24 protein-coding genes are annotated in these 26,786 nt (G+C 35.9%); 13 read left to right on the top strand and 11 right to left on the bottom strand.

All coding sequences use genetic code 11. The features are described 5' to 3' along the window. The first annotated feature begins 2 nt into the window (after nucleotides 1–2). Nucleotides 3–1,034 carry a lytic murein transglycosylase gene (locus CWS31_RS10465; RefSeq protein WP_101345263.1) on the top strand — a complete coding sequence of 344 codons (1,032 nt, stop codon included), beginning with the start codon at nucleotides 3–5 and terminating at the stop codon, nucleotides 1,032–1,034. Nucleotides 1,035–1,139: 105 nt separating this feature from the next. Further along, nucleotides 1,140–1,661 (top strand): YcgN family cysteine cluster protein, encoded by a 522-nt coding sequence (locus tag CWS31_RS10460; protein WP_101345026.1) that lies wholly within the window; start codon nucleotides 1,140–1,142, stop codon nucleotides 1,659–1,661. 161 nt (nucleotides 1,662–1,822) lie between these two features. Here CWS31_RS10460 and dsbB read toward each other — a convergent pair whose 3' ends face one another. Further along, on the bottom strand, nucleotides 1,823–2,341 hold the full coding sequence (gene dsbB / locus CWS31_RS10455) for a disulfide bond formation protein DsbB (RefSeq protein WP_101345025.1): 519 nt from the start codon (nucleotides 2,339–2,341) through the stop codon (nucleotides 1,823–1,825). Nucleotides 2,342–2,502: 161 nt separating this feature from the next. Beyond that, nucleotides 2,503–3,903, bottom strand: a complete 1,401-nt coding sequence (nhaD, locus tag CWS31_RS10450; RefSeq protein ID WP_101345024.1) for a sodium:proton antiporter NhaD — start codon at nucleotides 3,901–3,903, stop codon at nucleotides 2,503–2,505. Between the two features lie 376 nt (nucleotides 3,904–4,279). Here nhaD and fadR point away from each other — a divergent pair, with 376 nt between their 5' ends. After that, a complete protein-coding gene (gene fadR / locus CWS31_RS10445; RefSeq protein ID WP_101345023.1) occupies nucleotides 4,280–4,996 on the top strand; it encodes a fatty acid metabolism transcriptional regulator FadR in 717 nt (238 codons plus the stop codon). 290 nt (nucleotides 4,997–5,286) lie between these two features. Here the strand turns inward: fadR and can are convergent, their stop codons facing one another. The 3 genes from can to CWS31_RS10430 form a co-directional block, all read right to left on the bottom strand. Further along, entirely contained in the window at nucleotides 5,287–5,913 is a 627-nt protein-coding gene (gene can / locus CWS31_RS10440) for a carbonate dehydratase (protein ID WP_101345022.1), read from the bottom strand. 122 nt (nucleotides 5,914–6,035) lie between these two features. Beyond that, a complete protein-coding gene (locus CWS31_RS10435) occupies nucleotides 6,036–6,203 on the bottom strand; it encodes a DUF2897 family protein (RefSeq protein WP_101345021.1) in 168 nt (55 codons plus the stop codon). 9 nt (nucleotides 6,204–6,212) lie between these two features. Then, nucleotides 6,213–6,827, bottom strand: a complete 615-nt coding sequence (locus tag CWS31_RS10430) for a PilZ domain-containing protein (RefSeq protein WP_101345020.1) — start codon at nucleotides 6,825–6,827, stop codon at nucleotides 6,213–6,215. 138 nt (nucleotides 6,828–6,965) lie between these two features. Here CWS31_RS10430 and CWS31_RS10425 point away from each other — a divergent pair, with 138 nt between their 5' ends. The 3 genes from CWS31_RS10425 to lolE all read left to right on the top strand — a co-directional run bounded on the left by CWS31_RS10425 (nucleotide 6,966) and on the right by lolE (nucleotide 10,415). Beyond that, nucleotides 6,966–8,327 carry an ABC transporter permease gene (locus CWS31_RS10425; protein WP_101345019.1) on the top strand — a complete coding sequence of 454 codons (1,362 nt, stop codon included), beginning with the start codon at nucleotides 6,966–6,968 and terminating at the stop codon, nucleotides 8,325–8,327. Between the two features lie 68 nt (nucleotides 8,328–8,395). Beyond that, nucleotides 8,396–9,154, top strand: coding sequence for a lipoprotein-releasing ABC transporter ATP-binding protein LolD (gene lolD / locus CWS31_RS10420; RefSeq protein WP_101345262.1), 759 nt, complete (start codon nucleotides 8,396–8,398; stop codon nucleotides 9,152–9,154). Next, complete coding sequence (lolE, locus tag CWS31_RS10415) at nucleotides 9,147–10,415, top strand: lipoprotein-releasing ABC transporter permease subunit LolE (protein ID WP_101345018.1); 1,269 nt, start codon at nucleotides 9,147–9,149, stop codon at nucleotides 10,413–10,415. Before lolD ends, lolE begins: the two co-directional genes overlap by 8 nt. Before the next feature lie 121 nt (nucleotides 10,416–10,536). Here lolE and sodB read toward each other — a convergent pair whose 3' ends face one another. Next, nucleotides 10,537–11,118: a superoxide dismutase [Fe] gene (sodB, locus tag CWS31_RS10410; RefSeq protein ID WP_101345017.1), complete on the bottom strand. Its 582-nt coding sequence runs from the start codon at nucleotides 11,116–11,118 to the stop codon at nucleotides 10,537–10,539. A gap of 328 nt (nucleotides 11,119–11,446) precedes the next feature. Here sodB and CWS31_RS10405 point away from each other — a divergent pair, with 328 nt between their 5' ends. Next, entirely contained in the window at nucleotides 11,447–11,782 is a 336-nt protein-coding gene (locus CWS31_RS10405) for a Grx4 family monothiol glutaredoxin (RefSeq protein WP_101345016.1), read from the top strand. Nucleotides 11,783–11,956: 174 nt separating this feature from the next. Beyond that, complete coding sequence (locus CWS31_RS10400) at nucleotides 11,957–12,562, top strand: peroxiredoxin (protein WP_101345015.1); 606 nt, start codon at nucleotides 11,957–11,959, stop codon at nucleotides 12,560–12,562. 159 nt (nucleotides 12,563–12,721) lie between these two features. Here the strand turns inward: CWS31_RS10400 and rnt are convergent, their stop codons facing one another. Then, on the bottom strand, nucleotides 12,722–13,417 hold the full coding sequence (rnt, locus tag CWS31_RS10395; protein WP_101345014.1) for a ribonuclease T: 696 nt from the start codon (nucleotides 13,415–13,417) through the stop codon (nucleotides 12,722–12,724). Between the two features lie 241 nt (nucleotides 13,418–13,658). Between rnt and CWS31_RS10390 the strand changes: the two genes are divergently transcribed. Then, nucleotides 13,659–14,555 (top strand): flagellar protein MotY, encoded by an 897-nt coding sequence (locus CWS31_RS10390; RefSeq protein WP_101345261.1) that lies wholly within the window; start codon nucleotides 13,659–13,661, stop codon nucleotides 14,553–14,555. A 503-nt stretch (nucleotides 14,556–15,058) separates the two neighbouring features. Here CWS31_RS10390 and CWS31_RS10385 read toward each other — a convergent pair. Further along, the gene (locus CWS31_RS10385; protein WP_101345013.1) at nucleotides 15,059–15,520 is read right to left on the bottom strand and encodes a hypothetical protein; all 462 of its coding nucleotides are present in this window, start codon (nucleotides 15,518–15,520) and stop codon (nucleotides 15,059–15,061) included. 173 nt (nucleotides 15,521–15,693) lie between these two features. Next, nucleotides 15,694–16,449 (bottom strand): sulfate transporter CysZ, encoded by a 756-nt coding sequence (gene cysZ / locus CWS31_RS10380; protein WP_101345012.1) that lies wholly within the window; start codon nucleotides 16,447–16,449, stop codon nucleotides 15,694–15,696. A 177-nt stretch (nucleotides 16,450–16,626) separates the two neighbouring features. On the opposite strand from cysZ, the gene zipA reads away from it, so the two are divergent. The 3 genes from zipA (at nucleotide 16,627) to CWS31_RS10365 (ending at nucleotide 21,990) form a co-directional block, all read left to right on the top strand. Next, nucleotides 16,627–17,958 (top strand): cell division protein ZipA, encoded by a 1,332-nt coding sequence (gene zipA, locus CWS31_RS10375; protein ID WP_101345011.1) that lies wholly within the window; start codon nucleotides 16,627–16,629, stop codon nucleotides 17,956–17,958. 184 nt (nucleotides 17,959–18,142) lie between these two features. Then, nucleotides 18,143–20,221: an NAD-dependent DNA ligase LigA gene (gene ligA / locus CWS31_RS10370; protein WP_101345010.1), complete on the top strand. Its 2,079-nt coding sequence runs from the start codon at nucleotides 18,143–18,145 to the stop codon at nucleotides 20,219–20,221. Between the two features lie 854 nt (nucleotides 20,222–21,075). Beyond that, the gene (locus tag CWS31_RS10365) at nucleotides 21,076–21,990 is read left to right on the top strand and encodes an alpha/beta hydrolase family protein (RefSeq protein ID WP_101345009.1); all 915 of its coding nucleotides are present in this window, start codon (nucleotides 21,076–21,078) and stop codon (nucleotides 21,988–21,990) included. 27 nt (nucleotides 21,991–22,017) lie between these two features. Here the strand turns inward: CWS31_RS10365 and CWS31_RS10360 are convergent, their stop codons facing one another. After that, nucleotides 22,018–23,346, bottom strand: a complete 1,329-nt coding sequence (locus CWS31_RS10360) for a Na+/H+ antiporter NhaC family protein (RefSeq protein WP_101345008.1) — start codon at nucleotides 23,344–23,346, stop codon at nucleotides 22,018–22,020. 266 nt (nucleotides 23,347–23,612) lie between these two features. Further along, nucleotides 23,613–24,833, bottom strand: a complete 1,221-nt coding sequence (locus CWS31_RS10355) for an EAL and HDOD domain-containing protein (RefSeq protein WP_101345007.1) — start codon at nucleotides 24,831–24,833, stop codon at nucleotides 23,613–23,615. Nucleotides 24,834–25,092: 259 nt separating this feature from the next. On the opposite strand from CWS31_RS10355, the gene putP reads away from it, so the two are divergent. Further along, nucleotides 25,093–26,580: a sodium/proline symporter PutP gene (gene putP, locus CWS31_RS10350; RefSeq protein WP_101345006.1), complete on the top strand. Its 1,488-nt coding sequence runs from the start codon at nucleotides 25,093–25,095 to the stop codon at nucleotides 26,578–26,580. Nucleotides 26,581–26,786: the final 206 nt, after the last annotated feature.

Below are 26,786 nucleotides of genomic sequence, written 5' to 3'. Positions count from 1 at the left end.
GCATGAAAAGTGTAGTGCTATCTACGTTAATTCTTATTGGAGCAATGCAACAATCCTTAGCCGCTCAAAAAGAGTTAACCGAAGCAGGTTTTGCAAGTTACGTAACAGAGCTCAAAGCAGAAGCGTTAGCGCAAGGTTTTAGCCAAGCGTTAATTGATGAAAGTTTTGCAGAAGTTAAATTTCATAAACGTGCTGTTTCCGCTGATAGAAGTCAACCTGAAAAAGTAGAAACCCTTGATACCTATTTACCTAAACGTGTGCCAAAGTGGAAAGTTGATAAAGCACGCGCATTGTATAAAGAGCATGAAGCTTTGTTAACGAAAATAGGTGATAAATATCAAGTTCAACCTCGATTTATTGTTGCTTTATGGGGACTGGAAACTAATTTCGGCACTTATACCGGTGGTTATAATGTGGTTTCTGCTTTATCAACATTAGCTTATGAGGGACGTCGAGAAGCTTTCTTTAAAAAACAATTAATGGCAGCATTAACTATTTTAGATGAAGGTCATATCAGTAGTACCGACATGAAAGGCTCTTGGGCGGGGGCAATGGGGCAAAACCAATTTATGCCAACCTCATTTCTTGGCTACGCGGTAGATGGCGATGGCGATGGAAAAAAAGATATTTGGCAAAATCAGGCAGATATTTTTTCGTCAATGGCTAATTATTTACAAAAAGAAGGCTGGAACGGTAATTTTACGTGGGGGCGTCAGGTTAAACTACCTGAAGGCTTTGATTACACTTTGGCTATCCCGCAAAATACTGGCGGCAGAAAGAACTGGTTAAAGGCATGGGCTAAAACTGAGAAAACGTTAGCCCAATGGCAAGCTCTTGGAGTAAGACGTGCTGATGGTACCAACTTACCAGAAGTAAATATTAAAGCAGCGTTAGTTTTTCCTGATGGAGAAAATGGACGAGCTTATCTAGCATATGACAATTATAAAAGCTTGATGCATTGGAACTTATCGTATTATTTTGTTAGCTCGGTTGGTCATTTATCAGATCGAATTAAATTCCCACCTATTCAGTAATTTTTAAAGCATCTATACTAACGTAGAAAGTAACGTAGAAAGTAACGTAGAAAGTAAAGTAAAAAGTAAAGTCACATTAAATTTTTAAGTTAAAAGTAGTAAATAATGAACGATAAAAAAACACCAGAACAACCTTTTTGGGAAACCAAAAGCTTAACCGAAATGACTCGTCCAGAATGGGAGTCACTGTGTGATGGCTGTGCTAAATGTTGCTTAAATAAATTTATTGATGATGACCAAACGGATGAAGAAACGGAGCTTTTGCCTACTAATTATATTGATGAAGGTGAATCTATTTATTACTCTAATATTGCTTGTCATTTATTAAATGAAAAAACTTGTCAATGTTCTAAATACGAAGAAAGAACCAACTTAGTCCCAGATTGTGTCAGACTTTCACAAGAAAATATTAATGCGGTATTTTTTATGCCCCCAAGCTGTACTTATCGTCGATTAAAAGAAGGGCGTGGCATGCCATCGTGGCACCCGTTACTTAATAAAGGTAAAAAGTCATTGATGCATAAATCGGGTATGTCGGTGCGCGGTAAAATTGTTAAAGATGATGAAGTAAGTATTGAGAGGTTTGAAGACTTTATTGTGAGTTGGCCGTTAAATGATCTTGATTAGAAAAGTATCGTAAATAACTACAGTTAAGTTGGTTAGAAGGTGAACTTAAAGCATACGTTAAACTCAATTTCATATAGAATTTAACGTATGCTTTTTTATGTGTAATAGCAAATGAGTTAATTAGTCGAGCCTGTAAAAATAAGCTGTAAATACTTCAGTTGTTAAGGCTTTCTGGCGATAATTAAACGGTTTAATAACACGACAACGAAAGCCGCACTATACAAACCATAAACAACTATCATCCACTGCGGCATACTGTAATTTAAAAATTGCCAACTTATTTCGCCGCAATCACCGGTTGCTTCAAATAGAAATGGAAGCCACTCATGCAAAGGTGCCCATGTTGGGAAGTTAGGAATGATATCGCAACTAAAAAACATCGAGCCACTATTACGCTGCATTTCAACATGCTCTATTGCAATAAGCGTCCCCCAAATAGCGCCAGTCCCCCACAAACAATAGCCTATTAACCTCGCAAAAATATGTTTATAACCTATCGCGCCAATCATACCTGCCACAGCAATACTGATTATTGCTAATCGTTGATAAACACACATAATACAAGGCTGTAAATCTAAAATATATTGAAAATATAAAGCCGTTAACTCTAGCCCTAATGCTGACAAGCCTAGCAGTAGCCAGGGTTTTTGTGTGGTAGTTATTTTACTTAAATAGGTCACAGAGTTTCCTCGAAAAAAATCAATAAAAAAAGCTTCTACCCAAGTAGAAGCTTTTAAATAATAACATGAAGAAAAGTATAATTAAGCGTTTCTTTATGCCTCACTTACTTTAATTGTGTAAGTTTTTATATTGCTAAGTCAAGCATTGTTAAATCACAAGCTTAGTTTATTAATAAGTGCACATAAATACTAGCGGCATAACCTAAAGCAATTACTGGAGTCCATTTTAAATGGCTAAAGAAGGTATAGTAACCGCGAGCTTGTCCCATTAAGGCAACACCAGCAGCAGAGCCTACCGATAATAAACTACCGCCGACACCTGCGGTAAGGGTTACTAATAACCACTGTGTTTGCGACATATCAGGCTGCATGGTTAATACCGCAAACATTACTGGTATGTTATCAACTATTGCCGATAAAATACCAACTAGTATATTTGCATTTGTTGCGCCTAATTCACCGTACATAAACTCTGATGCCATACCAAGGTAGCCGATAAATCCTAAACCGCCCACGGCAAGAATAACACCGTAGAAGAAAAACAAAGTGTCCCATTCTGCTTTTGCTATTTTATCAAAAATATCAAAGTTATCTTTAATGTTATGACCTGTTGGTAAATCTGAATGATCTATTGTTGCATGTCCCACTTTTCTTAAGTAATAACCGAAAAACTTTAAATACCCTAAACCTAACATCATGCCAAATACAGGTGGTAGGTGTAAGAAGTTATGAAAAGATACCGCGGTTAAAATGGTTAACATGAATAACCCAACGATGATCAAGCCACCTTTTTTTATCGACGTAATTTCATTACTTTCAGATTTAGGGCTACCTTTAGGTAAGAAAAATTGCATGATAAATGCAGGTATAACAAAGTTGACTACAGAAGGTAAAAACAACTGGAAGAACTCAGTAAATTGAACAATTCCTTTTTGCCAAACCATTAGGGTTGTAATATCGCCAAATGGGCTAAAGGCCCCACCAGCGTTTGCGCCAACAACAATGTTTACGCAGCTCATAGCAACAAACTTAGGCTCGTCTTTACCAACGGCTAATACCACAGCACACATAATTAACGCCGTTGTTAAGTTGTCAGCAATAGGGGAAATGAAGAAAGCTAAAATACCTGTTATCCAAAACAATGCTTGATAACTAAAGCCTTTTTGTACCAACCAATCACGTAACGAGTTAAATACATCACGCTCTAATAAGGCATTGATATAAGTCATTGCAACGAGCAAGAAGAAGAACAGCTCAGCGTATTCAAGAAAGTTATGACGAATAGCAACTTCAGCGGCATGAGGCATCCCATTCGCTACATAATAAGCGGCAATTAAAATCCAAATTAAACCGGCAGCAAGTAACACGGGTTTTGATTTTCGTAAATGTAATTGCTCTTCTAAAATGACCAATGAATACGCAAGCACAAAAATGGCAATGGCGGTATAACCAATCCAATGACTGGTTAAATCAATACTTTGGTGCGAGGCTTCAGAAGCAAAGGCTAGGCTTGGAAAAAGCACAGCCAATAGCGCTATTAATATGTATACAAGTGGTTTCATGGGGGTTCTCTAAGTGGACTTACGTCTCTTCATTAAGGTACTAATAGTGTTGTTTGAATGATTATTAATCGGCGTGATTCTAACAAATTTTTAACGAATATGGCACAGTAATGGCGTTGATAACCGCTAATTTTAAGGTAAATCACCTGCTGCATGATTTATATCAAGTAAAAACTCTATTTTGTGTATTGTTGTGAATATAAATAGTGGGCTATTTTATTATAAATATGTAATTTTGGTGTTAACTGGTTCTGTTGTTTTAAATCTGAAAACTGGATAAGCAATATTATCTCGCTTGTGCATCGTTATACTTCTGGTAGAATCAGTTACTCAGATTATTCTTTTCATGTACATAATTATCAGGTAACTATTTTCGATGGTCATAAAAGCGAAGAGCCCAGCCGGTTTTGCAGAGCAATATATAGTTGAGTCCATTTGGAATGGTGGTTTTCCTCCTGGTTCTATATTACCAGCCGAGCGTGAATTATCAGAGCTTATCGGTGTGACCAGAACAACGCTTAGAGAAGTATTACAACGGCTAGCGAGAGACGGTTGGTTAACTATTAAGCATGGCAAGCCAACACGGGTTAATAACTTCTGGGAAACCTCTAGTTTAAATATTCTAGAAACCTTAGTGCAGTTAGATCAAGAAGGTATTCCCGATTTAGTAGATAATCTATTATCAGCACGAACAAATATTAGTGCTATTTATATCCGCGCAGCATTAAAGAATGACCCACAAAAAGCGATTGAAGAAATACAAGCTTATCTTGATATTGAAGATACAGGCGAAGCATTTAGCCGCTTTGATTACCAATTAAATAAAGCGCTGGTTGTAGTTTCAGATAATCCTATTTACTCTTTAATTTTAAATGGTTTGAGTGGCTTGTACTCACGTGTTGGTAACTTATACTTTGCTCATCCTAAAGGTAGAGAAATCTCTCGAGATTTTTATCAAGCACTTATTGAATTAGCGCAAGAAAATAAGTTTGATGAAGCTATTTTGACTGTTCGCCGACATGGTATTGAATCAGCGAAATTATGGGCCGAATTAAAAAGTGATGTACTTAAAGAGTTAATGGAAGATCAATAACTCCATTTTAACGTATTCACTTCCTTGAATTTTGACCAATTTTTTAATTCATTTGTTATTAATTGGCTTAGTAATAGATAAGTTATGGTAAATAACCTGAGTTCGGGATAAGCAAAATGCGACAACAACCTTAATTATCCCGAACTCAGGTTAAATAATAAAAAAGCCAATAAACAGTAAAGTTATTGGCTTTTTTATTAGTTTATTTTAAGTTTAGCTAGCGAGGTATTAGGTGGTCGATTTTTTAAAATAACTTTTACGACAATTTTTTAAGTTTAGCTAGCGAGGTATTAGGTGGTCGATTTTTTAAAGTAACTTTTACGACAATTAGCCGAAACGTTTAAATCCTTCAAAATACCATCTTGTAAATTATATACAACACCGTGTACGGTAATATCTTGTTCTCTTTGCCAAGCATTAACTAGTGTCATGGTGTTACAGATATTAGCAACTTGTTCTATAACATTAAGCTCACATAACAAGTTAATACGATCTTTTTCATCGGTAACTTTATCCATTTGTTCTTGGTTTAAGCGATAAACATCTTCGATGTGACGCAACCAGTTATCTATTAAGCCATAACTTTTATCATCAAGGGCTGCACCAATACCACCACATCCGTAATGACCACAAACAATAATATGTTCAACTTTTAATACATCTACCGCATACTGGATAACTGATAAACAGTTTAAATCGGTGTGTATTACTTGATTAGCAATATTACGGTGAACAAAAACTTCACCCGGATCTAAGTTAAGTAAAGCATTGGCAGGTACGCGAGAGTCTGAACAGCCTATCCATAAATATTTAGGTGTTTGTTGCTCTGATAAATTTTGAAAAAAGTTAGGATCTTCTTGAGTGATTTTATCCGCCCATTGTTGGTTGTTATCAAATAGGTGTTGAATTGTATTCATAGGTTTTAGTCACTCAGGTTAGTCAAATTTGCATGTATTTTATGTTATGAAAACGGCTAAGTAAAAGTAATTATTTGTATTATAGCAACTTAAGTAATTTGAGGCTGAAATAAGACAACGTGTTAATCTTCTTTTTGTTGTGCCTTATCTAATGCTTCATTACGTTTTTTAATAAGCGCTAATTGTTCGGCGCTTAAATCAAATTTTTGGGCTGACTTTTTTAATAAATAAATACCACCAATTATAGAGCCAATGACGAGGATGATAATGATTATGCTGATTAAAGACATGTGAGTGAATTATCCTTCAGATTCATTTTTTTGGTTGCGCAGCTTAGCGAGTTTTTGAAGTTGTTTAGATTGCTCATGCAGACTTGCCCTTACAAGCGTTTCTCTATCTTCTTCTCGAATAAAATGAAAAGTAACTTTGTGGGTTGTTTTTTCATTAACCGTTTCAGCCTCTACTTCAATGATCTCACCATAACAATATATTGCACAGTTATGCTCTAGTAGAAAAATTTTAAGTTCAACAAGCTGGCCAATATCAAAAGCTTTTTCGGCGATAAATTTAATACCGCCACCACCAAATTGTAAACCACTGAATCGGTGTTGTTTGTCATCTTGTTGGCTTAGTATATAACTAATCAGTAAATCAATTTTTTGAGATTGCTGATTTAAAAAACTAACCAGTTGTGCGGCACTATTACCTAAATTTTGGATTGAACGTAACGCTGATTGATCAATACTACTCATTTCGGTGGCTAACTTAAATGGCGCTGGGATACTTTCCATGAATTTTTCAAAATCAATTGTCTCACTATTATCAATAGGGGTGATATTAACTGAAAAATTATGTGTAATAGCAAAAAACTCATCAAATTGAGCGGTCTTTTGAGCAAGAGAAAGTTCGTTCATGGCGTTACCTATTTATTAAATCATTGCAGGGAAGTGGCATTATAAATATCTCTATGCTATTTACCTCAGACAATTTTAATGACTGTGTTATGCTACAGAACATTCTAAAATAGTACCAGATAAAATAATAATACCTCAATGTTTCAACCTATTAGTATCTTCATCGGGCTACGCTATAGCCGTAGTAAAAGCTCAACGGGCTTTGTTTCTTTTATAACATTCTTCTCCACAGTAGGAATTTTACTGGGCGTTGCATCACTCATAACTGTCGTTTCGGTGATGAATGGTTTTGAAGGCGAATTAAAAAAGCGTATTTTAGGAATCATTCCTCACGTAATAGTTAGTGACATTGGCAATCAGTATAATAGTCAACCTAATAATAACGTCATAGAACAAAAGCATAACTTAGTAACTAACTCAGACAATAACTTAGATAACAACTTAGATAATAAGTCAGTAACTAAATCTTGGCCGGCGTTGCGAGAGACGTTACTAAATCAACCACATGTATTGCATGTATCTCCTTTTTTAGAAACTGAAGCTTTGATCCAATCAAGTAACGCGCTGCAAGGTGTATTAGTACAGGGCATAATGCCTAAGTTTGAGCAAGAAAATATCATCAATACTCATATGGTTTCAGGACGTTTAGATACGCTAGAAGTACAGCCATATTCATTAGTTATCGGCCAATCGCTAGCTAATAAGTTAAAGGTTCGGCTTGGTGATGATGTACGCTTAGTGCTTCCTAATAAAAGTGTATTTACGCCAATGGGGCGAATTCCGGTGCAGCGGGTTTTCACAATTGTTGGTGTTTTTCATATTGGCTCACAAGTTGATGATGCGATGGTTTATATCGACAGCCACTATGCTGCTAAGTTACTGAGAAGAAATGGTGATGGTATTGATAAGTTACGCCTTTACCTTGATGATGCATTCAATGCTAAACCTGTAGTATCAGTACTTGAAGAACAGTTTTCAACTCGTAATTCAGCCAAGGGGGAAAATAATCTCGCCTCTACAATAACTTTCAGTACTTGGGATGAAAGCCAAGGCGCGTTGTTCTCTGCGGTAAAAATGGAAAAAAACATGATGTGGTTAATGCTCAGTTTAATTGTAGCGGTAGCTGCTTTTAATATTGTTTCTGCATTAGTTATGGTAGTGGTCGAAAAACAAGCTGAAATTGGTATATTACGAACCTTAGGTTTAGCCAGAGTTGATATTGTTAAAATATTTATTACTCAAGGCATGATCAATGGTTTATGGGGTGTTTGTTTAGGCGGGGGTATTGGCGTGTTATTGGCGAGCAATTTAAACGACATAATGCAGTTGATAGGGATACACTTATTAGGCATGGGCTTACAGAAACTTCCGGTAATCCTTCAGTGGGCAGATGTACTTACTATTATTGTTTCAGCACTTGCTATGAGCTTTTTAGCGACGCTTTATCCTGCATATCAAGCCTCTAAAACTGAACCTGCACAAGTATTACGAAATGAATAAGACCATAACAGCCGATAAAATAATTAATAGATAAATTAATAAGTATTTAATTAATGAGTAAAGTATCAATGAGTAAAGTATTAGAATGCACAGGGTTGTCAAAATCATACAAACAAGGTGATATTGAAACACATGTGTTGAATAACTTAGCACTGAGTGTTGAGCAGGGGGAGTTACTTGCGGTTGTTGGCAGCTCTGGTTGTGGAAAAAGTACTTTTCTTCATTTGGCGGGAGCATTAGATACACCAACATCAGGTCAAGTGCATATTAATGGTATTGATATTCATCAATTATCCGATAAAGAAAGAGCCAAATTTAGAAACCAACACATTGGTTTTATTTATCAATTCCATCATTTAATGATGGAATTTACCGCCCAAGAAAATGTCGCGATGCCATTAATGATCAAAGGTGAAAAACCGAAAGTTGCTTTAGCTGAAGCCAAAGTGATGCTTGAAAAAGTAGGTTTGTCACATCGCGTAACCTATAGACCTTCACAATTATCTGGCGGCGAGCGACAACGAGTAGCTATTGCTCGTGCGCTAGTAACTAAGCCATCACTTATTTTAGCTGATGAGCCAACCGGTAATTTAGACAGTGATACTGCTGAGCAAATATATCAATTAATTCGTAGTTTAAATAACAGTGTAAATACTAGTTTTGTTATCGTCACTCATGATTTAGTGTTAGCGAATCGTATGGACAGACAAGTAAAATTAGTAAAAGGACAGTTAGTGCCATTGAATATCCAGGATGAACAAACGCTAACTTCTCATTCGCCAAGTACTGATTTACCTACAATTAAAAATAGTGAAGCACATGTTTAAACCACTTAGTTTATTTTTAGGTTGGCGTTATGTACGCAGTAGACACGGCAATGGTTTTTCTGCTTTTATTTCAGCCTCTTCAACCTTTGGTATTGCCTTAGGGGTTATGGTGCTCATTGTGGTGTTAAGCGCAATGAATGGCTTTGAGCGTGAACTATCACAAAAATTGTTGTCGATTGTACCTCATGTTGAACTAGTTAGTGTTAATGAACCAATTCAAAATTGGCCGGAAGCACTTGATAGAGTTCAAGCTAATGATGACGTAATTGCTGCGGCGCCAGTGGTAAAACTAACGGGTATGTTACAACATGGTTTGCAGTTAAAAGCGGTGGAAGTTAGAGGCGTAGATGCCAAGCTAGAACAAAAAGTATCGAGTATTGCTGATTATATGGTTGCCGGCGACTGGCAAGCGTTAAATTTAGGAAATAAGCTGCAAAATAGTATCATTATCGGTAGTGGTGTAGCTAAAAAGCTTAATGTTAGTCTTGGTGATAAAATACAGTTATTACTACCGCCACCACAAAGTGGCGTTGATGTGAAACAAGTTTTTTCTTCGCCAATTACTACTCATGTAGAAGTAGCTGGTATTTTTAAGTTTGGCGGTACAATAGATGAAACATTAGCGTATATCCCTCTGAGCTTAGCGAATGACGTTATGGGATATAACGTTGAGCAAACGCAAACCATACGACTGAAGGTTAACGATGTTTTTTCAGCCGCCAGTATAGGTCGGCAAGTCGCTTATAGCTTTGATCATTATGTGTACATTAACAACTGGACTCGTGAGCAAGGCCATTTATTTAATGATATTCAATTAGTTAGAATGGTGATGTTTATTGTTTTGGTGCTAGTTATCGGTGTCGCGAGTTTTAATATTGTTTCAACACTTATTATGGCGGTTAATGAGAAGCAGGGCGATATAGCCATTTTAAAAACCATGGGCGCTAGTTCAAGCACCATTATGTTAGCGTTTATTACTCAAGGTTTGGTTAATGGTGTGCTGGGTAGTTTATTAGGTGCTGGATGTGGTGTTTATTTAGCATTAAATCTTACCCATATAATGCGAACGATAGAAGATTTTTTAGGAGTTACCTTTTTATCAGGTGATGTGTATTTTGTTAATTATCTACCGAGTGTTTTACACAGTAGTGATGTTTACGCGACGGTTATTACCGCACTTATTATGAGTTTTATTGCAACCTTATATCCTGCATGGCGAGCAACTAAAATTGATCCCGCACAAGTACTTGGTCAACAATAAAATAATACCTGTTTTATATGGTATTTTCTAAGAAAGAATATAAAAAAGTATAAAAAAAGCCGATTAACACATTAGTATATTAATCGGCTTTTTTATGAATGCAGTTTAACTGCCGTTTAGCTTAGCTGAAGTTTGCTTGAGCAAAATCCCAGTTAGCTAATGCCCAAAAACCGTTAAGGTAATCTGGACGTAGGTTACGGTAATCAATGTAGTAAGCATGTTCCCATAAATCAACAGTGATTAATGGTGTAACACCTTCATCAGTTAATGGTGTAGCAGCATTTGAAGTATTAACAATAGCTAGGCTACCATCAGCATTTTTAACTAACCAAGTCCAGCTAGAGCCGAAGTTGTTGATTGCGCTGTCAGTAAATTTAGCTTTAAATTCAGCAAAAGAGCCAAATGTAGCGTTAATCGCGGCTAATAAATCACCTGTTGGCTCGCCGCCGCCGTTAGGGCTTAAGCTGTTCCAGTAAAAAGTATGATTCCAAATTTGTGCCGCGTTGTTGAAAATGCCAGCAGAAGACGTTTTAACAATTTCTTCTAAGCTTTTGTTTTCAAATTCTGTTCCGCCGATTAAACCGTTAAGTTTTACTACGTAAGTGTTGTGATGTTTGCCGTAATGGAATGACAATGTTTCTGCTGAGATATGTGGCTCTAACGCGTCTTGGGCGTACGGTAATGCAGGTAATTCAATGGACATTATGCTCTCCTAGATGTAATTTTTTAATCAAAAATTGATGTTTTTTCATATAAACTTGAGTAAAATACTCAAGTATTATTTATATATTGGTATTACGCAGCTAATTATCAAGCCTATATATTTTAAAATCAATAGCTAAGCTACTTTAGAGTAGGCTATTTTAAATAATAATACTTATTCCTTTTTCTTATATAGGTAACCATATTGATATTTTTCTGATAACAAGCTGAAAAGTACTTAAAAGAGTTGATAAATTTTTTTTCATCTCCATATGTAAGTGTATCGATATATAAAGAACAGAATAAGCATTAAATTAATAGAGGGTACTATGGACACAATTGAGCGCATTAAAGAACAAATTAGCGAAAATACAATCTTGCTATATATGAAAGGGTCTCCTAAATTACCTAGTTGTGGTTTTTCATCACAAGCATCGCAAGCCTTAATTTCTTGTGAAGAAAAATTTGCTTATGTTGATATTTTACAAAACCCAGATATTCGTGCAGAATTACCAAAATACGCTGACTGGCCGACATTCCCGCAATTATGGGTTGATGGTGAATTAGTAGGTGGCTGTGACATTATCATGGAAATGTTTCAACAAGGTGAGTTACAAACCTTAATTAAAGAAGCAGCAGCAAAAAGCGCAGCAGCTGAAGGTTAATTCAGCAAACAAATAATAAATTTTAGTTAATTAATTGATATTCATAGTTCTGTCACTATGTATGTAGGCAGAACATTTAATTTATTATTAAATACTTTTAGCACTAAGCCTTTATAAAGAACAATTTTGTTAAAGGCCTAGAGCATTAATTTTATACACACAACGGAGCATAAAATGAGCGTATTAGTAGGTCGTCCAGCACCAGATTTCACAGCAGCAGCAGTTTTAGGTAGCGGTGAAATTGTAGATAGCTTTACATTAAGCGAAGCAATCAAAGGTAAAAAAGCCGTAGTATTTTTCTACCCATTAGATTTTACATTTGTTTGTCCATCTGAGCTTTTAGCTTTTGATCACCGCATGGAAGAATTCAAAAGCCGTGGCGTTGAAGTTATCGGTGTTTCAATCGATTCACAATTCTCACATAACGCATGGCGTAACACTCCAGTAAACCAAGGTGGTATTGGTCCAGTACAATACACTTTAGTTGCTGATACTAAGCACACTATTTGTCAAGCATACGATGTTGAGCATCCAGAAGCTGGCGTTGCATTTCGTGGTTCATTCTTAATTGATGAAGAAGGTAACGTACGTCACCAAGTAATTAACGATTTACCATTAGGTCGTGACGTAGATGAAATGTTACGTATGGTTGACGCATTACAATTCCACCAAGACCACGGCGAAGTTTGTCCAGCAGGTTGGAATAAAGGCGATAAAGGTATGACTGCTTCTCCAGAAGGCGTTGCTTCTTACCTTTCTGATAATGCCGATAAATTATAATTTTTGCTGAATTGAATAATTAACCGAGGTGTTAATTATTCAGATTGTGAAGAGCTATATAAACAAAAAACCGCTTTCGCGGTTTTTTTATGCCTGTAATCTAGTGCGCATAAACCGTTGAGTTAAAATTATGTTTAGCTTTAAACCATAACCATAACTTTAAACTTCATTATCGATATCAGCTAATGGCCAACCACCTAATGCACGCCACTTATTAACAATATAACAAAATAACTCAGCAGTTTTTTCAGTGTCATACAATGCGGTATGAGCCTCACTGTTGTTAAAATCTATATTAGCGGCAACACAGGCTTTAGCTAAAACTGTTTGCCCTAAAGCAAGGCCAGAGAGTGTAGTAGTATCAAAGCTAACAAAACTATGAAACGGACTACGTTTAATATTACAACGCAGTGTTGCTGCATTTAAAAAACCCAAATCAAAAGCAGCATTATGCGCAACGATAATTGCGCGTTGACAACCTGCGGCTTTCATTTTTTTTCTAACTAGTTTAAAAAGTGCTTTCAGTGCTTCATCTTCATCAACTGCACCACGCAATGGGTTAGTTGGATCAATCCCTGTAAACTCTAACGCTTTAGGCTCTAAGTTAGCACCTTCAAAAGGCTCAATGTTAAATTGTATTGTTTCATCAATTGAAAAATCACCCGTTTCTTCATTTAGGTGTAATACTGAAGCTGCTAATTCAAGTAAGGCATCAGTTTGTGCATTAAAACCTGCGGTTTCAACGTCAATAACAACAGGGAAATAACCTCGAAAACGTTGGGCGAATGAACTTTTTACTGATTCTTGAGTGGATGGTGAGTTTGGTTTGCTAACAATTTGGCTTGATTCAGACATTGGTCACTAAGTAGTTACTGTGTTAAATAATAAAATGATTATCGCAGAAACTGAATTTAAAAACGATACTGGAGGTTATTATTAACGTATTAAGTCTATTTATTTGCTATCTAAATCGATATTTCATAGATAAAATGCTAAAGTTAATCTAGTTTAGGGCGATAACCTATATATCCTAAACAAATAAAGTACCCGTTATAAGTACTTTATTTTGTTACAGCCATTGATAATGTGTCAAATTATGAAAAAAATAATTGTATCAACAAGTACTTATTTTATTGCCGTAACTTGCATAAGCCTTAGTTTGCTTATTGGTAACGCGCACGCGGGTATTCGTCAATACAGTGCAGACATCCAAACATCGCAATGGCAATTATCTAACGCTTCTCGTTTACAATGCACTTTATCTCATCAAATTCCTCGTTATGGAGAAGCGCGATTTTCTGCTAAAGCCAGTCGTGATCTGAATATGGAATTTGAATTAGACATGTTACGTTTACCAGATAACTATTCGTTAGCTGAAGTACGTAGCGTTGCACCAAGTTGGCAACCTGGTGTTGGCTCTCGTACATTAGCCAATATGAAATTACAAAAACAATTTAACCCTAGCTTACCTAAAAAAGTGGCTTGGACTATGTTAAATGAATTAGAGCAGGGCATGAGTCCAACGTTTTATTATAATGACTGGTATAGTGAAACCGATAAAATATCGGTTGGATTATCAACAGCTCGCTTTAAAAAAGCTTATATCGCCTTTGTAAGCTGTGTGGGTAATTTACTAGATTACAGCTTTGAAGATATTTCATATACCGTTCTTAACTATCAATCTAGTAGTGATAAGTTTACCAAAGCCTCACAAAGACGAATGGAAATGATCCGTGAGTATTTAAGCTTAGATCCTGAATTGGAATTGGTTTTAGTGGATGCCTACTCAGACAGCTATGGCGGACGTTGGTCCAACCAACAATTATCTGAGCGTCGTGCTGCAAAAATTAGAGACTACTTTGTGCAAAATGGTATTGAAGTCAGTCGTATAGAAGCCAAGGGGCATGGTGAAAAACGCCATATATCATCTAATGATAGTACCCTAGGGCGAGCTAAAAACCGCCGCGTAGTTATTCAAATGCAAAAGCCATAAAACAAGGGAGTTATTAGTTACTTATTAATAAGTAACTAATCTGAATTAGGGATAAGCATAATACTACAACAGCTCTAATTATGCGTAGTCACATATATTAGCTGCGTTGTGAAAAATCCAAATAACCTGTTATTGGCTTCGTTTTCTCACCTTGAACAACGAATAATTAAAACTATTGTAGAAGTATGATAATAACTAATTGATGTTATTAGGTTATAAATATTACTCAACCCGAGTTCAGGTTAATTAACCAACTCAATTTTATTACACCGAGATTATGTTAGTTATAAAAAGGAATGCTTTTTTTGGTCATTTCTTCTAGCGAAAATAGCCTAGTTATTTAATTGCACGGCTATTAATTGTAAATATGATCTTGAAAATTTCTCGTTATTTCGTCATATAAATTATGGCATGGTAACTCAAGACATATAAAAAGGGTTCAATGTTTTTACATTGAACCCTTTTTATATTAAGTATTAAATAATAACGCAGCTTAGTAACAGTTAATTTACGGTTGTATTATTTCCGCTATTACTTTCAACAATAACATCAACTTGACGTTTATTATTTTGTTGTGAGATAACCACGCGCATTAATTCATCGCCTTGTTTATATTTAAGAGTTAATCGTTCACGTTTAACTTCTTGTGAGTATGGCTCACCGAAAGCTTGTTGATAAAAATCGATAATTTGTTCTTTAGACGCATTAGTAAAATAATTTAAAACAGCAGGTAAACTGTCGCTATACTCGGCAAATATTTGGGCATACCTCATTACTGGAATGTTAATAACCCCATTATTTATTACCGTGTTAACTACAGTTTCTTCTTCCTCAACAATCACAGGCTCTTCAACAATTACTTTTTCAACAACAGGTTTGGGCTCTGGCGTCGTAGAACAAGCCGTTATACCAATTGTTAATATACTAAGTAAGGTCAAATGCTTAATAGCTTGTTTTACTTTCATTTAAATTACTTCCATTCAGTTTATATTTTTTATATCTTTTAAATATATACGATTTTTTACACTAACGCGATAACCGCATCAGAATTAACATAAAAAACTCTATAGCTAGATCGTTAAGCTGTTTTATTATTTAATCTGTACTCAGGGTAAACAAAGTTATTCAACAGCCTTATTTATACCTTTTCTTGATAATAATCGACCCATAATGCAGTCGCACCGCAAATGGCAACGGGCATCACAAGTAAGTTTACAATGGGGATCATAGAAAACACAGCAACCGTTATTCCAAAACTATAACTCAAGCTTTGGTTTTGTTTTAATAGTTGTTTCATTTGAGCAAAGGGAATCTTGTGGTTATCAAAAGGATAATCTTTATATTGAACAGCCATCATCCAAGCGACAAATAGAAACCAAATGATTTGTCCTACAACAGGTAATACCCACAATAGAATGAAAAACCCGATAGCGCGTGGTAGATAATATATCAACTTTTGTAATTCTCTACTCAATGTTCGAGGAATGTCTTTCACAATGTCGAGCATCTCACCATCAGGTACTGGTTTTCCGTGTAAAATAGCTTCCATTTTTTCTGACAATAAGCCATTAAACGGCGCCGCTAACCAATTAGCAACGGTACTAAAAATAAAAGAAAAAATTACTAATACTGTAAGCACGGCTAAAGGCCAAATAATGACACTTAACCAATTTAACCAACTTGGTAGCCATGACATAAGGCTGCCAATATAATTACTTAACTCTAAATAAACATAATAAAAAGCATAACCAAACAAAAGTATATTGATTAATAAAGGGATGAAAACAAAGCGACGAACACCTTTTTCTCTTATTAAGCTAAAGCCTTTTAAAAAGTAGCTGGCACCACTGTGATCAATTACTATTTTTTTAGTTGTAGGGGGAGTTGAAGACATGTAAGTAAAGTAATCCTAAGTGACTGATAATCATCAAGTGAGTATAAAAGCTTCTTTCGCACATTTACAGCATTAACTTGTTACAAATGACGTAATTATCTGCTAAAGTTTCTTGTTAATATATAGCGATAATAATCGCGTGAATAATCGTAATTAAGAGAGTAGATAGGCTCGAAAATGGAAGATAACTTTAGAAACGTTTTAATTATAATTAGTGCTATTGTCATTACCGCAATATTTGTTCATGGTGTTTGGACAATTCGAAAGCAAAAAAATCCTTATAAATTAAAAACATCGAAACATAAAGTCGAACCTATCACTCGGGACTTTGATCGAACAGGTTTTGATCAAGATGGCGTTAGCCAAGTTAAGGTCAGTAAGAATGAGAACATGCCGGCACCAGGTCTGAGCAAGACTAAATTTTCAGGGCACAAAACCGCTCGACATCAATTAGGACAAAGCCAGATATTGCGTCAACCTGATATGCTTGCGCCAACAACGGATAAAGCATTTGATGATTCTCAGGAAATCAATGCTTACCAAACTATGCATGACAATCAGCCTATGTCTGTTTTAGACAGTAGCATAGAAGATAATTGGTTTACCGAGGAGCTAAACAGTGTTGATATTGAATCGCCAACACCTGTAATAAATTCAGACGCTCGACAGCAATCTCAACCAAAATATCAATCAGCCTCAATAGACAAGCCTGTTGAGAAGTCTACTCATAACCAATTTACTAAAGATGAATTAGGGGATGAGCTAACCCCAACTCATCCATCATCTTCTCAATCGCCAAAAGCAAATATGATAGAGCCAGAGCAAGAAAAGCCGATTAAGAAAGCGCCAATCAACACTAAACCATTATACGAGCAACCAGTGTCACGTGCTAAACCTGAGCGCGCACCGATTAATAAAGAGACTAAAAATCCAACCAGAGCTGAGTTGAAACGTGAGCAGATGGAAATTGATTTTGAAAATCAACCAAATGTAAAACCGATTAAACCATTAACGTCTAAAGAAAACGTACCTAAAACGAGAGCTCCTAAAGCGGCAGAACCTAAAGAGAAGTTAGAGCCACAAGTCATTATTTTATCAGTGGTTATGCCGCCTAATCAGCAAATGTTAGGCGCTGCTTTACTACCTAGCTTACTGACCCTTGGCTTAAGATATGGTGAAATGAATATTTTTCATCGTCATCAAGACAGCGCTGGTAATGGTAAAGTGACATTTAGCTTGGCCAATATTATGAACCCAGGCTCGTTTGATTTAGACACCATGGAGACGTTTGCAACGCAAGGGGTAAGTTTATTTATGACATTACCTAATGCAGGAGATTCTTTTGCGGTGTTCGAGCAAATGTTAAGTGCGGCGAAACAATTGGCACAAGAATTTAATGGTCAATTACTCGATGATAAGCGTAACGTGATGACCAAACAAACCGAACAGCATTATGTGAGTAAAATACGAGAGTTTGATCGTTTAAGTCGCATTGCTCGTGCTGAATAAACGCTAACAATTAAACTTTATCCTTGTGATAAAACGTAAATATAAACGGGCTTTTTGTCCGTTTTTTACGTTAGAAGCTCAGTATTAGTAACTAGTTTACAAGCCTAACTTAACTTGTGTTACATCCGCATTAAATTTCCAAGTGACACAAAATCAGAAATGAAACTTTTAGTGAATAATTATTATGTTAAATGCCCAAGAAAAAATTAGCCAAATACAGCAACAACTCAATCAATATAATCATGAGTATTATGTTCTCGATCAGCCAACCGTACCTGATGTTGAATATGATAGATTAATGAATGAATTAATAGCATTAGAAACGGCGAACCCTTCGCTTAAAACACTAGACTCACCAAGTCAGAAGGTTGGTGGGCAGGCACTTAAATCATTCAGTCAAGTAACGCATCAATTACCAATGCTTTCACTTGATAATGTATTTTCTTTAGAAGACTTCCATGCCTTTGTTAAACGTGTAAAAGACCGCTTAAATAATACTAAAGCATTAACATTTTGTGCTGAACCTAAACTTGATGGCTTGGCAGTGAGTTTACGTTATGAGCAGGGCCAACTTGTGCAAGCTGCGACCCGAGGTGATGGTAGTGTCGGCGAAAATATTACCACTAATATTCGTACCATTAAATCGATTCCTTTGAAACTAATGGGAGTACCAGGTAAAGATTTTCCGGCCATCGTCGAAGTACGTGGTGAAGTATTTATGCCCAAGGCAAGTTTTAATGCTTTAAATGAGTTAGCTAAAAAACGTGGCGAAAAAGGCTTCGCTAACCCGCGTAATGCAGCCGCAGGAAGTTTACGACAACTTGACTCGAAAATTACAGCTAAGCGTAATTTAGCGTTTTATGCCTACAGCTTAGGTTTTGTTGGCGAAGTAACGTTTGCTGATGCTGGTGGAAGTGAAACTATCGACAATCTAGATTTAACCGATACTTTTTTTGCTAACTCTCATCATCAACGACTTTGTCAAATCAAGGCTCTTGGTCTACCTATGTGCCCAGAAGTTCGATTGCTAGACACCGAACAAGCATGTGATGCCTTTTATCAAGATATTTTAGCCAAGCGCAATGGTTTAAGTTATGAAATAGACGGCACGGTATTAAAGGTTGATGATATATCGTTACAAAAACGTTTAGGTTTTGTAGCGCGAGCGCCACGCTGGGCTATTGCGTATAAATTCCCAGCTGAAGAAGAGCTAACCACAGTAGATGATGTAGAATTTCAGGTGGGGCGCACTGGGGCAATAACCCCAGTAGCGAGATTAAAGCCTGTTTTTGTAGGTGGGGTAACGGTATCGAATGCAACACTTCATAATCAAGATGAGATTAACCGTTTAGGTTTGAAAATAAATGACACCGTAATTATTCGCCGCGCGGGGGATGTTATTCCACAAATTGTTAGTGTCGTTATTGATAAACGACCATTGAATGCGATTGATATTGTCTTTCCTGGTACGTGCCCAGTGTGTGACTCTGCTGTTGCTAAACCTGAGGGGGAGGCTGTTTTGCGCTGTACCGCGGGGTTGTTTTGCGCGGCACAACGCAAAGAAGCAATAAAACACTTTGCTTCTCGTAAAGCGCATGATGTTGACGGATTAGGTGATAAGTTAGCGGAGCAACTTGTTGATGAGAAACTGATTAATACCCCGGCTGATTTATTTAAACTGACTGAAATTCAAGTCAGTACTATGGAGCGTATGGGTAAAAAATCGGCCACTAATTTAATTGCTGGTCTTGAAGCTGCTAAAAAAACAACTTTACCTAAATTTATTTACGGCTTGGGTATACGTGAAGTTGGTGAAGCTACGGCTGCTAATTTAGCTAATCATTTTTTTACCTTAGAAGCAGTTAAAACAGCAAGCCTTGAAGATTTACAAAAGGTGCCTGATGTTGGGGTTATTGTTGCTAAAAATATAGTGAACTTTTTTAAAGAAGAACATAACTTAATCGTTGTAACAAGTTTAAGTGAAATAATGACTTGGCCAGAAATTGAAATGAAAACAGCGAGTGAGTTACCACTTGTTGATCAAACCTTTGTATTAACTGGTACTTTAACTCAAATGGGACGATCTGAAGCAAAGTCAGCCCTGCAGACGTTAGGAGCTAAAGTATCAGGCAGTGTTTCTAAAAATACTCATTTTGTTGTAGCGGGAGATAAAGCAGGCTCTAAACTAACTAAAGCGCAAGATTTAGGTGTGGAAATATTAACTGAAGATGATTTAGTCGTGCTGTTAAAAAAATATAGTTAAAAACGATTTAACGACTGATTAAAGTTATTACGTCATCATATAAATACATAAGCACTAGCTAAGTCAATATAAACACAAATAACCAGATCTATAGCTTTTAAAAATTATAGCTGCTTGATGAAATGCTTAAGGTGATAAATACTTCAACATTAAACGTGCCTAATACCAGGTCCATTAAATTAGTGAACTTGAATTTAGATTCTTTAGTGTAGTTGTTGCGTAGCACTTCATATGCTGTGCGTGTTGTAATAAAGCCTTCATCGCAGCAAACTTTGTCGAGATGGCATATCACTATTCTTTTTAATACGCTTGTCGAATATCTTGCCAAGTTGTCTGGTGCGTTGATTTTTCCCATCCTCAATCGCTAGAGCCTCATCAATCTTGTCTAGAGAGTTATACCTTTGTCAAAAGCGTGTAAAAAGATCATCATTACTACCTAGTAATGACATAAAGTCTTGTTTGCAATTTGTCATCAGATTAATGACCGAACAAGCACTGCTTTGTTTGCTTTTAAATTTAAATATCTAAAAAATTAAAGGGTTAATCTATTACTTTCTATAACTCTTGTTGAAAATTTTTTATTAATAGGTTTATTTATAAATCCATTGTTAATTAATATCTTTTTTTATTTTTTAGGTTAACTGGTAAGTTTTTTGCTTGCCTGATAAGTTCACTGCTAAGTGTCTAAATTTAACGTCCTTGTATGTCGTTGAAGCCCATTGGAATGGCGTACATATGAAAATTGTCTCAGCTTATATGAGTTATGCGAGCAATTAAACTAGAGCAATTGCCCTCAAATCATGCATTATCTATTATATTTATTCACATTCACATTCACATGAGGTTTTAGTTATATGAAAATAGTCAAAAATATACCATTATTATCTGTAGTCCTATCGATAGTTTTACTTTTTCAAAGCGCATGGGCTCATGCCGAAATTGTTGAAAAAAAACTATCAATAACAGGGAAAAATTACCCCATCCCTGCAATTCTCACGTTGCCAAAACTAACTCAAGAAAAAAAATATCCAATTGTGATCATGCTACATGGTACAGCTTCACAAAAAAATGAAGTAGGTGGCTTATTTACACGTATGGCAGAAAAATTAGCGAAACAAAATATCGCATCTATTCGTTTTGATTTTGCAGGCTCCGGTGAAAGCACTGTTGATTATCAATTGTATGATCTTGAGAGTGCCGTAAGGGATACTGTAAGTGTATATAATCAAATAAAAGCACAAAAGCATATAGATAATAAAAATGTACATTTAATAGGTTTTAGCCAAGGGGGATTAATTGCTCAACTAACAGCGATGAATACCGAAATACCTGTTCTATCTATGGTGACATGGTCAAGTGTTGCTGGAGATGGGGTAACTAATTTTAAACCTTTTTTTGAGCAATTTTGGCCAGAAGCTAAAGAAAATGGTTTTGCTGCAATAAAATTTCCTTGGTTTCCTCATCCATTAAACTTTAGTAAAAATTGGTTTGAGCAAGTTAGAGATAATACCAGCCTTACTCAAATGGCTAGTTATCAAGGTGCATTGCTTGCTATTGCTGGTGATGCAGATAAAACTGTACCATGGGAAAGTTCACTATCGTTAATTAAGGGCGCTAAACAAGCTAAAGCTTCAATGTATCTAATTAAGAATTCAAATCATTTGTTCAATGTATTAGCTAAAGATGGTCGTTTAGCTGAAGACCAAAGTAACGCGGAAGAGTTATTACGTGTAACAACTGATTATTTATCTCAACAAGTTATGAAATAGCCACACAGCTAATTGTATATGTACGTGTTAGCCCTTAGTGGTATATCTCCAAAAGGCAAAGCCTGCAACAAAAAACAACACCATAGGATAAAAAGCGTGGCTAGCAATAGCTAAGGGGGATATTTGTAAACTTGCGCCAAGTAGCAGTATTTGTGCTCCATAGGGTAATAAACCTTGGTTAATACAAGCAAAAATATCGAGTAAACTTGCCGATTCTGCGGGTGATAAATTCCCCTCATCAGCAAGGTTCTTCGCGGTATCACCAATCACAATAATTGATACCGTATTGTTTGCAGTAAAAAAATTGCTGATAAAGGCTAGGCTCGCAATCCCTAATCCTGCGGCGCGTTTATTATTATTAGGTATTAACTTGCTCGATAAATTTTTTATAAGGCGAGTTAATGCTGTTACTCCACCTTGTTGACGTACTAATTCACTCAAACCACCAATAAATAATGATAATATAAATATGTCCTGCATGTTAGCGAAGCCAGCGTTGATATCTGTTAGCCATTGTGACAATTGATATCCGTTAGTAAACATACCAATAATTGCCGCTAAAATTATGCCTATAATTAGCACTACAAAAACATTCACTCCCATCAAGGCTAAACCTAAAATAACAATATAAGGAATTAATCCAGTAATAGCAGTTTCGTTATTAACGGGATTATTTACTTCACTACCCAGCAGTGTAAAAATAATTAAGCATATAAGTGCGGCGGGTATAGCAAACTTAAAATTCACTTTAAACTTGTCTTTCATCTCAGCCCCTTGGCTGCGGGTAGAGGCTATTGTTGTGTCTGATATTATTGATAAGTTATCACCAAAAATAGCCCCGGATATCAAACAACCTGCGATCAATGCTGCATCTATATTCGCTGAATCAATAAAACCGAGCGCGACAGGTGAAATAGCAGCGATTGTACCCATGGACGACCCCATTGCTGTAGACAAGCAAGCAGCGACTAAGAATAAACCTGGCAATAACAAATAGTCAGGAAATATAGCTAAGCCTAATTGCACACTTGCATCAACACTACCCGTTGATTTAGCTACAACGGCAAAAGCACCTGCGAGTAAATATATAATGCACATGGTGGTTATATTACTGTGGCCTGCACCACGTATAAATTGTTCTATTTGCTTGTCAATTGAGCTGTGTGTTGTCAATTTACCTAAGATAATCGATAAAACCACCGCAGGTATGATAGCTATACTGGCAGGGAGTTGGTAAAAAGCAAAATCAACACTTTGAATGGTTAATATGATTCCTGTACCAAGAAATAGTCCCAAAAAAAGTGCAAACGGCAATAGAGAGAGAAACTGTTGTTTTGAAGATATTTTATTAGTCATAATTTTAAAAATAATTTATGCATCAACGCCTTGTTAGCGAGTATTTACACTTTACGTGATTTATTGGCCTTTTACTAAACTTAAACATGCTATTGATTGGGGACTTGTACTAAAAAAGGTCAATTATAAAAATAATTGACCTTTTGTTTAGTTCTTTAATTAATGTTTTATACACAATTAGTGTTAATTAAAATATTTTTAACAACGGCTTTGTTTAGTATTTATTAGACTTAGACTTAGACTTAGACTTAGACTTAGACTTAGACTTAAGCCAAGGCTTGTGTTTGTTCATCAGCCCAAGCAAGTGCTTCATTATAATGTGCTACCACTTTATCTTTATCTAGTTTCAATTTATCCATGACAATAACCGTTTTATCCCATTCGGCTTGCTCGATCAGAGCAACTAGTTTAATTAATGCCGCCATAACGCCTTTATTTGTTAACAAAGGATCTTTAATCTCTTGTGATAAAGGTAGCTTCTCTAATATCACCGCCATATCTTCATCCAATATGGCATTAATCATTGACAGTAACCCAGTTAAAAAAGCGATAGAAACATCAAGTTGTGAACGGATATCTTCTGCAACTAACTCACAAAATTTTGCCCGTGTCATGGCTAAATTAATTAATTCAGAAGGTTTGTCAGGGTTTGCTGTTACGGCAAACATTAAACCAATAAAACGTTTTAATTCTCCAAACCCTAAGATAACCAGGGCTTGCTTAATGGTAGATACTTCTGTTCTGCGTTTAAAAATAGCTGAGTTGGCATAACGTAGCAATTTATAAGAAAGAGTTACGTCACGTTCAAACACACTGGTGATAGCGTTTAAATCTAACTCGGTTTTTGATGTTTCATAAAGAAGCTCAGCCATGGCCACTTGTGAAGGAGATAAGCTTTTTGCTTTCATCATTTCAGGTTTAGCGAAAAAATAGCCTTGGAAATAATCAAACCCTAATTGCAGCATTTGATCATACTCTTCATATGTTTCTACTTTTTCAGCAAGCATTTTAATATGAGGATAATCTTTCACCGCTGTTAATACTTGTTTTATTTCTTCTAAGTTACTTATTTGTATATCAATTTTAATGATTTTGATATAAGGGAAAAAATGTAACCAAACACTTTGATGTTCGTAGTCATCTAAAGCAAGGGTATAGCCCTTACTGTGTAGGTCTTTACATAAAGATAGTAACTTTTTACCTGGCTTAATTGTTTCGAGAATTTCAACAACTAGTTCATCAGGCATAAGCATTTCAGGATACCCTTGAATTAATGTTTCAAGGGTAAAGTTAATAAAAGCAGGGTTATTACCCGTAAATTCACTGATGCCCATATTAAATTGACTAGCTTCTATCATTTTACTAGTCGCTTCATCGCCATCAATATCGGGGAACACATTATCTATGCCGTCACGGAAAAGTAATTCATAAGCAAAGAGTTTTTTGCTTCTATCTAAAATGGGTTGTCTTGCAGCATAAAAATTCATATAGGTAAGTAACTAGCTCATTATTTAAAAGTTAACTATTATTTAATATATGGTATAGCTGTTTTTTTTGCATTGTTTTTTTACACTGTTTTTCAATTAACGTGTTGTTGATTAGCGTTTATTCAATTACATACATCTAATTTACTGGTAAATACACCCCACTAACTCTCTGACTTTGGTTGCTAAGGTTCCATTGTTTAGCTAATTTTGATAGTTTATCAGCACGTTAAATTTAATAATTAATAAAAAGGTAACAATTTTGGCTATAGGCACTCTAATTTCTTTAACGCTCTATTTTATTGTCATGCTTCTTATTGGCTTATATGCCTATAAAAAATCAACCAGTGATATTTCTGGTTATATGCTTGGTGGGCGCAGTTTATCACCAAGTGTTGCAGCACTTTCTGCTGGTGCGTCAGATATGAGTGGGTGGATGTTAATGGGCTTACCTGGGGCTATGTATTTAACGGGGGTAAGCAGCCTTTGGATTGCTGTTGGTTTAGTGCTTGGTGCTTTTTTTAATTATGTATTTGTCGCTCCTAGGCTGAGAACTTATACTGAAGTCGCTAATGATTCGATTACCTTGCCCGATTTTTTTGAAAATAGATTTAATGATAAATCCCGTTTATTAAGAATCGTTTCGTCTATTGTTATTGTTGTTTTCTTTACCCTTTATACTTCAAGTGGCATTGTTGCGGGCGGTAAACTTTTTGAAAGTTCATTTGGTTTAAATTATGAAGTGGGTTTATATGTAACAGCAAGTGTTGTTGTTGCTTACACTTTATTTGGTGGTTTTTTAGCGGTCAGCCTAACGGATTTTGTGCAAGGTTGTATAATGTTTATTGCCTTAGTTTTGGTGCCAATTGTGGCAATTAATCAAGTAGGCGGTATTACAGAAATGCAAACGACTATTGCGGCAATAAATCCTGAAATGTTAAACATTTTTAGTGGTGTTGGCGCTATTGGTATTATCTCAGCTATGTCTTGGGGCTTAGGTTATTTCGGGCAACCACATATTATTGTTCGATTTATGGCGATTAGAAGCGTAAAAGAAATGCCTAAAGCTCGCCGTATAGGTATGAGTTGGATGATAGTTGCTATAATTGGTGCTATGACAACAGGCTTAGCAGGTTTTGCGTATGTTGCCAAAACGGGTATAAAGTTAGATGATCCAGAAACCATTTTTATCGTGTTATCCCAAGTCTTATTCAACCCGTTAATTGCTGGTTTTTTATTAGCAGCCATATTAGCTGCAATAATGAGTACTATATCATCACAATTATTAGTTACTTCTAGTTCACTTACCGAAGATTTTTATAAAGCTTTTTTACATCGTGAAGCGAGTGAGAAAAAATTAGTACTCGTTGGTAGAGTTTCTGTTTTTGTTGTTGCCTTGGTTGCCATCTACTTAGCATACGATCGTAATAGCAGTATATTAAATTTAGTCAGTAATGCTTGGGCCGGTTTTGGTGCTGCTTTTGGTCCGGTTGTTCTAGGCGCATTATATTGGAAAGGTATGACAAGAAATGGCGCACTAGCTGGTATGGTTAGTGGCGCTCTAACTGTTATAATTTGGACTCATGCTCCATTTACTATTAATGGGCAAACATTAGCGAGTTTAATGTATTCGATCGTCCCTGGTTTTATAATCTGTTCATTAGCGATTTATATTGGTAGTAAGCTTTCAGCTAAAGTAGAAAACGATATTGAGAACACATTTGATGAAATGCTAATTCAGCATAAATAACAGGTAAGTTTTTACAGACCTCTAAAGTTAAACTTAGAGTCAAATAAAAAAGCGAGTTACGTTAAGTAACTCGCTTTTTTATTTGATCTTCTTAATTATTTGCCGTTGTTCGTATTATCGATTTTATGTTAGAATTTCGCTAAATTTAAACCCACTACTTATTTTAGTTGGTTTGAGTAAATATTTATCATTAAAAAAAGACATTT

The sequence above is a fragment of the Colwellia echini genome (assembly GCF_002843355.2).
Classification (GTDB): domain Bacteria; phylum Pseudomonadota; class Gammaproteobacteria; order Enterobacterales; family Alteromonadaceae; genus Colwellia; species Colwellia echini.
The sequence above is the reverse complement of the archived record's forward strand: the minus strand, read 5'-3'. Positions and strand labels throughout refer to the sequence as shown.

Coding starts and splice junctions, on each gene's coding strand:
- CWS31_RS10405 (WP_101345016.1), top strand. CDS start 11,447: ATGGACACAATTGAGCGCATTAAAGAACAAATTAGCGAAAATACAATC.
- CWS31_RS10435 (WP_101345021.1), bottom strand. CDS start 6,203: ATGTCTTTAATCAGCATAATCATTATCATCCTCGTCATTGGCTCTATA.
- rnt (WP_101345014.1), bottom strand. CDS start 13,417: ATGTCTGAATCAAGCCAAATTGTTAGCAAACCAAACTCACCATCCACT.
- CWS31_RS10360 (WP_101345008.1), bottom strand. CDS start 23,346: ATGACTAATAAAATATCTTCAAAACAACAGTTTCTCTCTCTATTGCCG.
- can (WP_101345022.1), bottom strand. CDS start 5,913: ATGAATACAATTCAACACCTATTTGATAACAACCAACAATGGGCGGAT.
- CWS31_RS10385 (WP_101345013.1), bottom strand. CDS start 15,520: ATGAAAGTAAAACAAGCTATTAAGCATTTGACCTTACTTAGTATATTA.
- lolD (WP_101345262.1), top strand. CDS start 8,396: ATGAGTAAAGTATTAGAATGCACAGGGTTGTCAAAATCATACAAACAA.
- CWS31_RS10365 (WP_101345009.1), top strand. CDS start 21,076: ATGAAAATAGTCAAAAATATACCATTATTATCTGTAGTCCTATCGATA.
- sodB (WP_101345017.1), bottom strand. CDS start 11,118: ATGTCCATTGAATTACCTGCATTACCGTACGCCCAAGACGCGTTAGAG.
- lolE (WP_101345018.1), top strand. CDS start 9,147: ATGTTTAAACCACTTAGTTTATTTTTAGGTTGGCGTTATGTACGCAGT.
- nhaD (WP_101345024.1), bottom strand. CDS start 3,903: ATGAAACCACTTGTATACATATTAATAGCGCTATTGGCTGTGCTTTTT.
- CWS31_RS10425 (WP_101345019.1), top strand. CDS start 6,966: ATGTTTCAACCTATTAGTATCTTCATCGGGCTACGCTATAGCCGTAGT.
- ligA (WP_101345010.1), top strand. CDS start 18,143: ATGTTAAATGCCCAAGAAAAAATTAGCCAAATACAGCAACAACTCAAT.
- CWS31_RS10460 (WP_101345026.1), top strand. CDS start 1,140: ATGAACGATAAAAAAACACCAGAACAACCTTTTTGGGAAACCAAAAGC.
- zipA (WP_101345011.1), top strand. CDS start 16,627: ATGGAAGATAACTTTAGAAACGTTTTAATTATAATTAGTGCTATTGTC.
- CWS31_RS10390 (WP_101345261.1), top strand. CDS start 13,659: ATGAAAAAAATAATTGTATCAACAAGTACTTATTTTATTGCCGTAACT.
- CWS31_RS10465 (WP_101345263.1), top strand. CDS start 3: ATGAAAAGTGTAGTGCTATCTACGTTAATTCTTATTGGAGCAATGCAA.
- CWS31_RS10355 (WP_101345007.1), bottom strand. CDS start 24,833: ATGAATTTTTATGCTGCAAGACAACCCATTTTAGATAGAAGCAAAAAA.
- CWS31_RS10430 (WP_101345020.1), bottom strand. CDS start 6,827: ATGAACGAACTTTCTCTTGCTCAAAAGACCGCTCAATTTGATGAGTTT.
- fadR (WP_101345023.1), top strand. CDS start 4,280: ATGGTCATAAAAGCGAAGAGCCCAGCCGGTTTTGCAGAGCAATATATA.
- cysZ (WP_101345012.1), bottom strand. CDS start 16,449: ATGTCTTCAACTCCCCCTACAACTAAAAAAATAGTAATTGATCACAGT.
- CWS31_RS10400 (WP_101345015.1), top strand. CDS start 11,957: ATGAGCGTATTAGTAGGTCGTCCAGCACCAGATTTCACAGCAGCAGCA.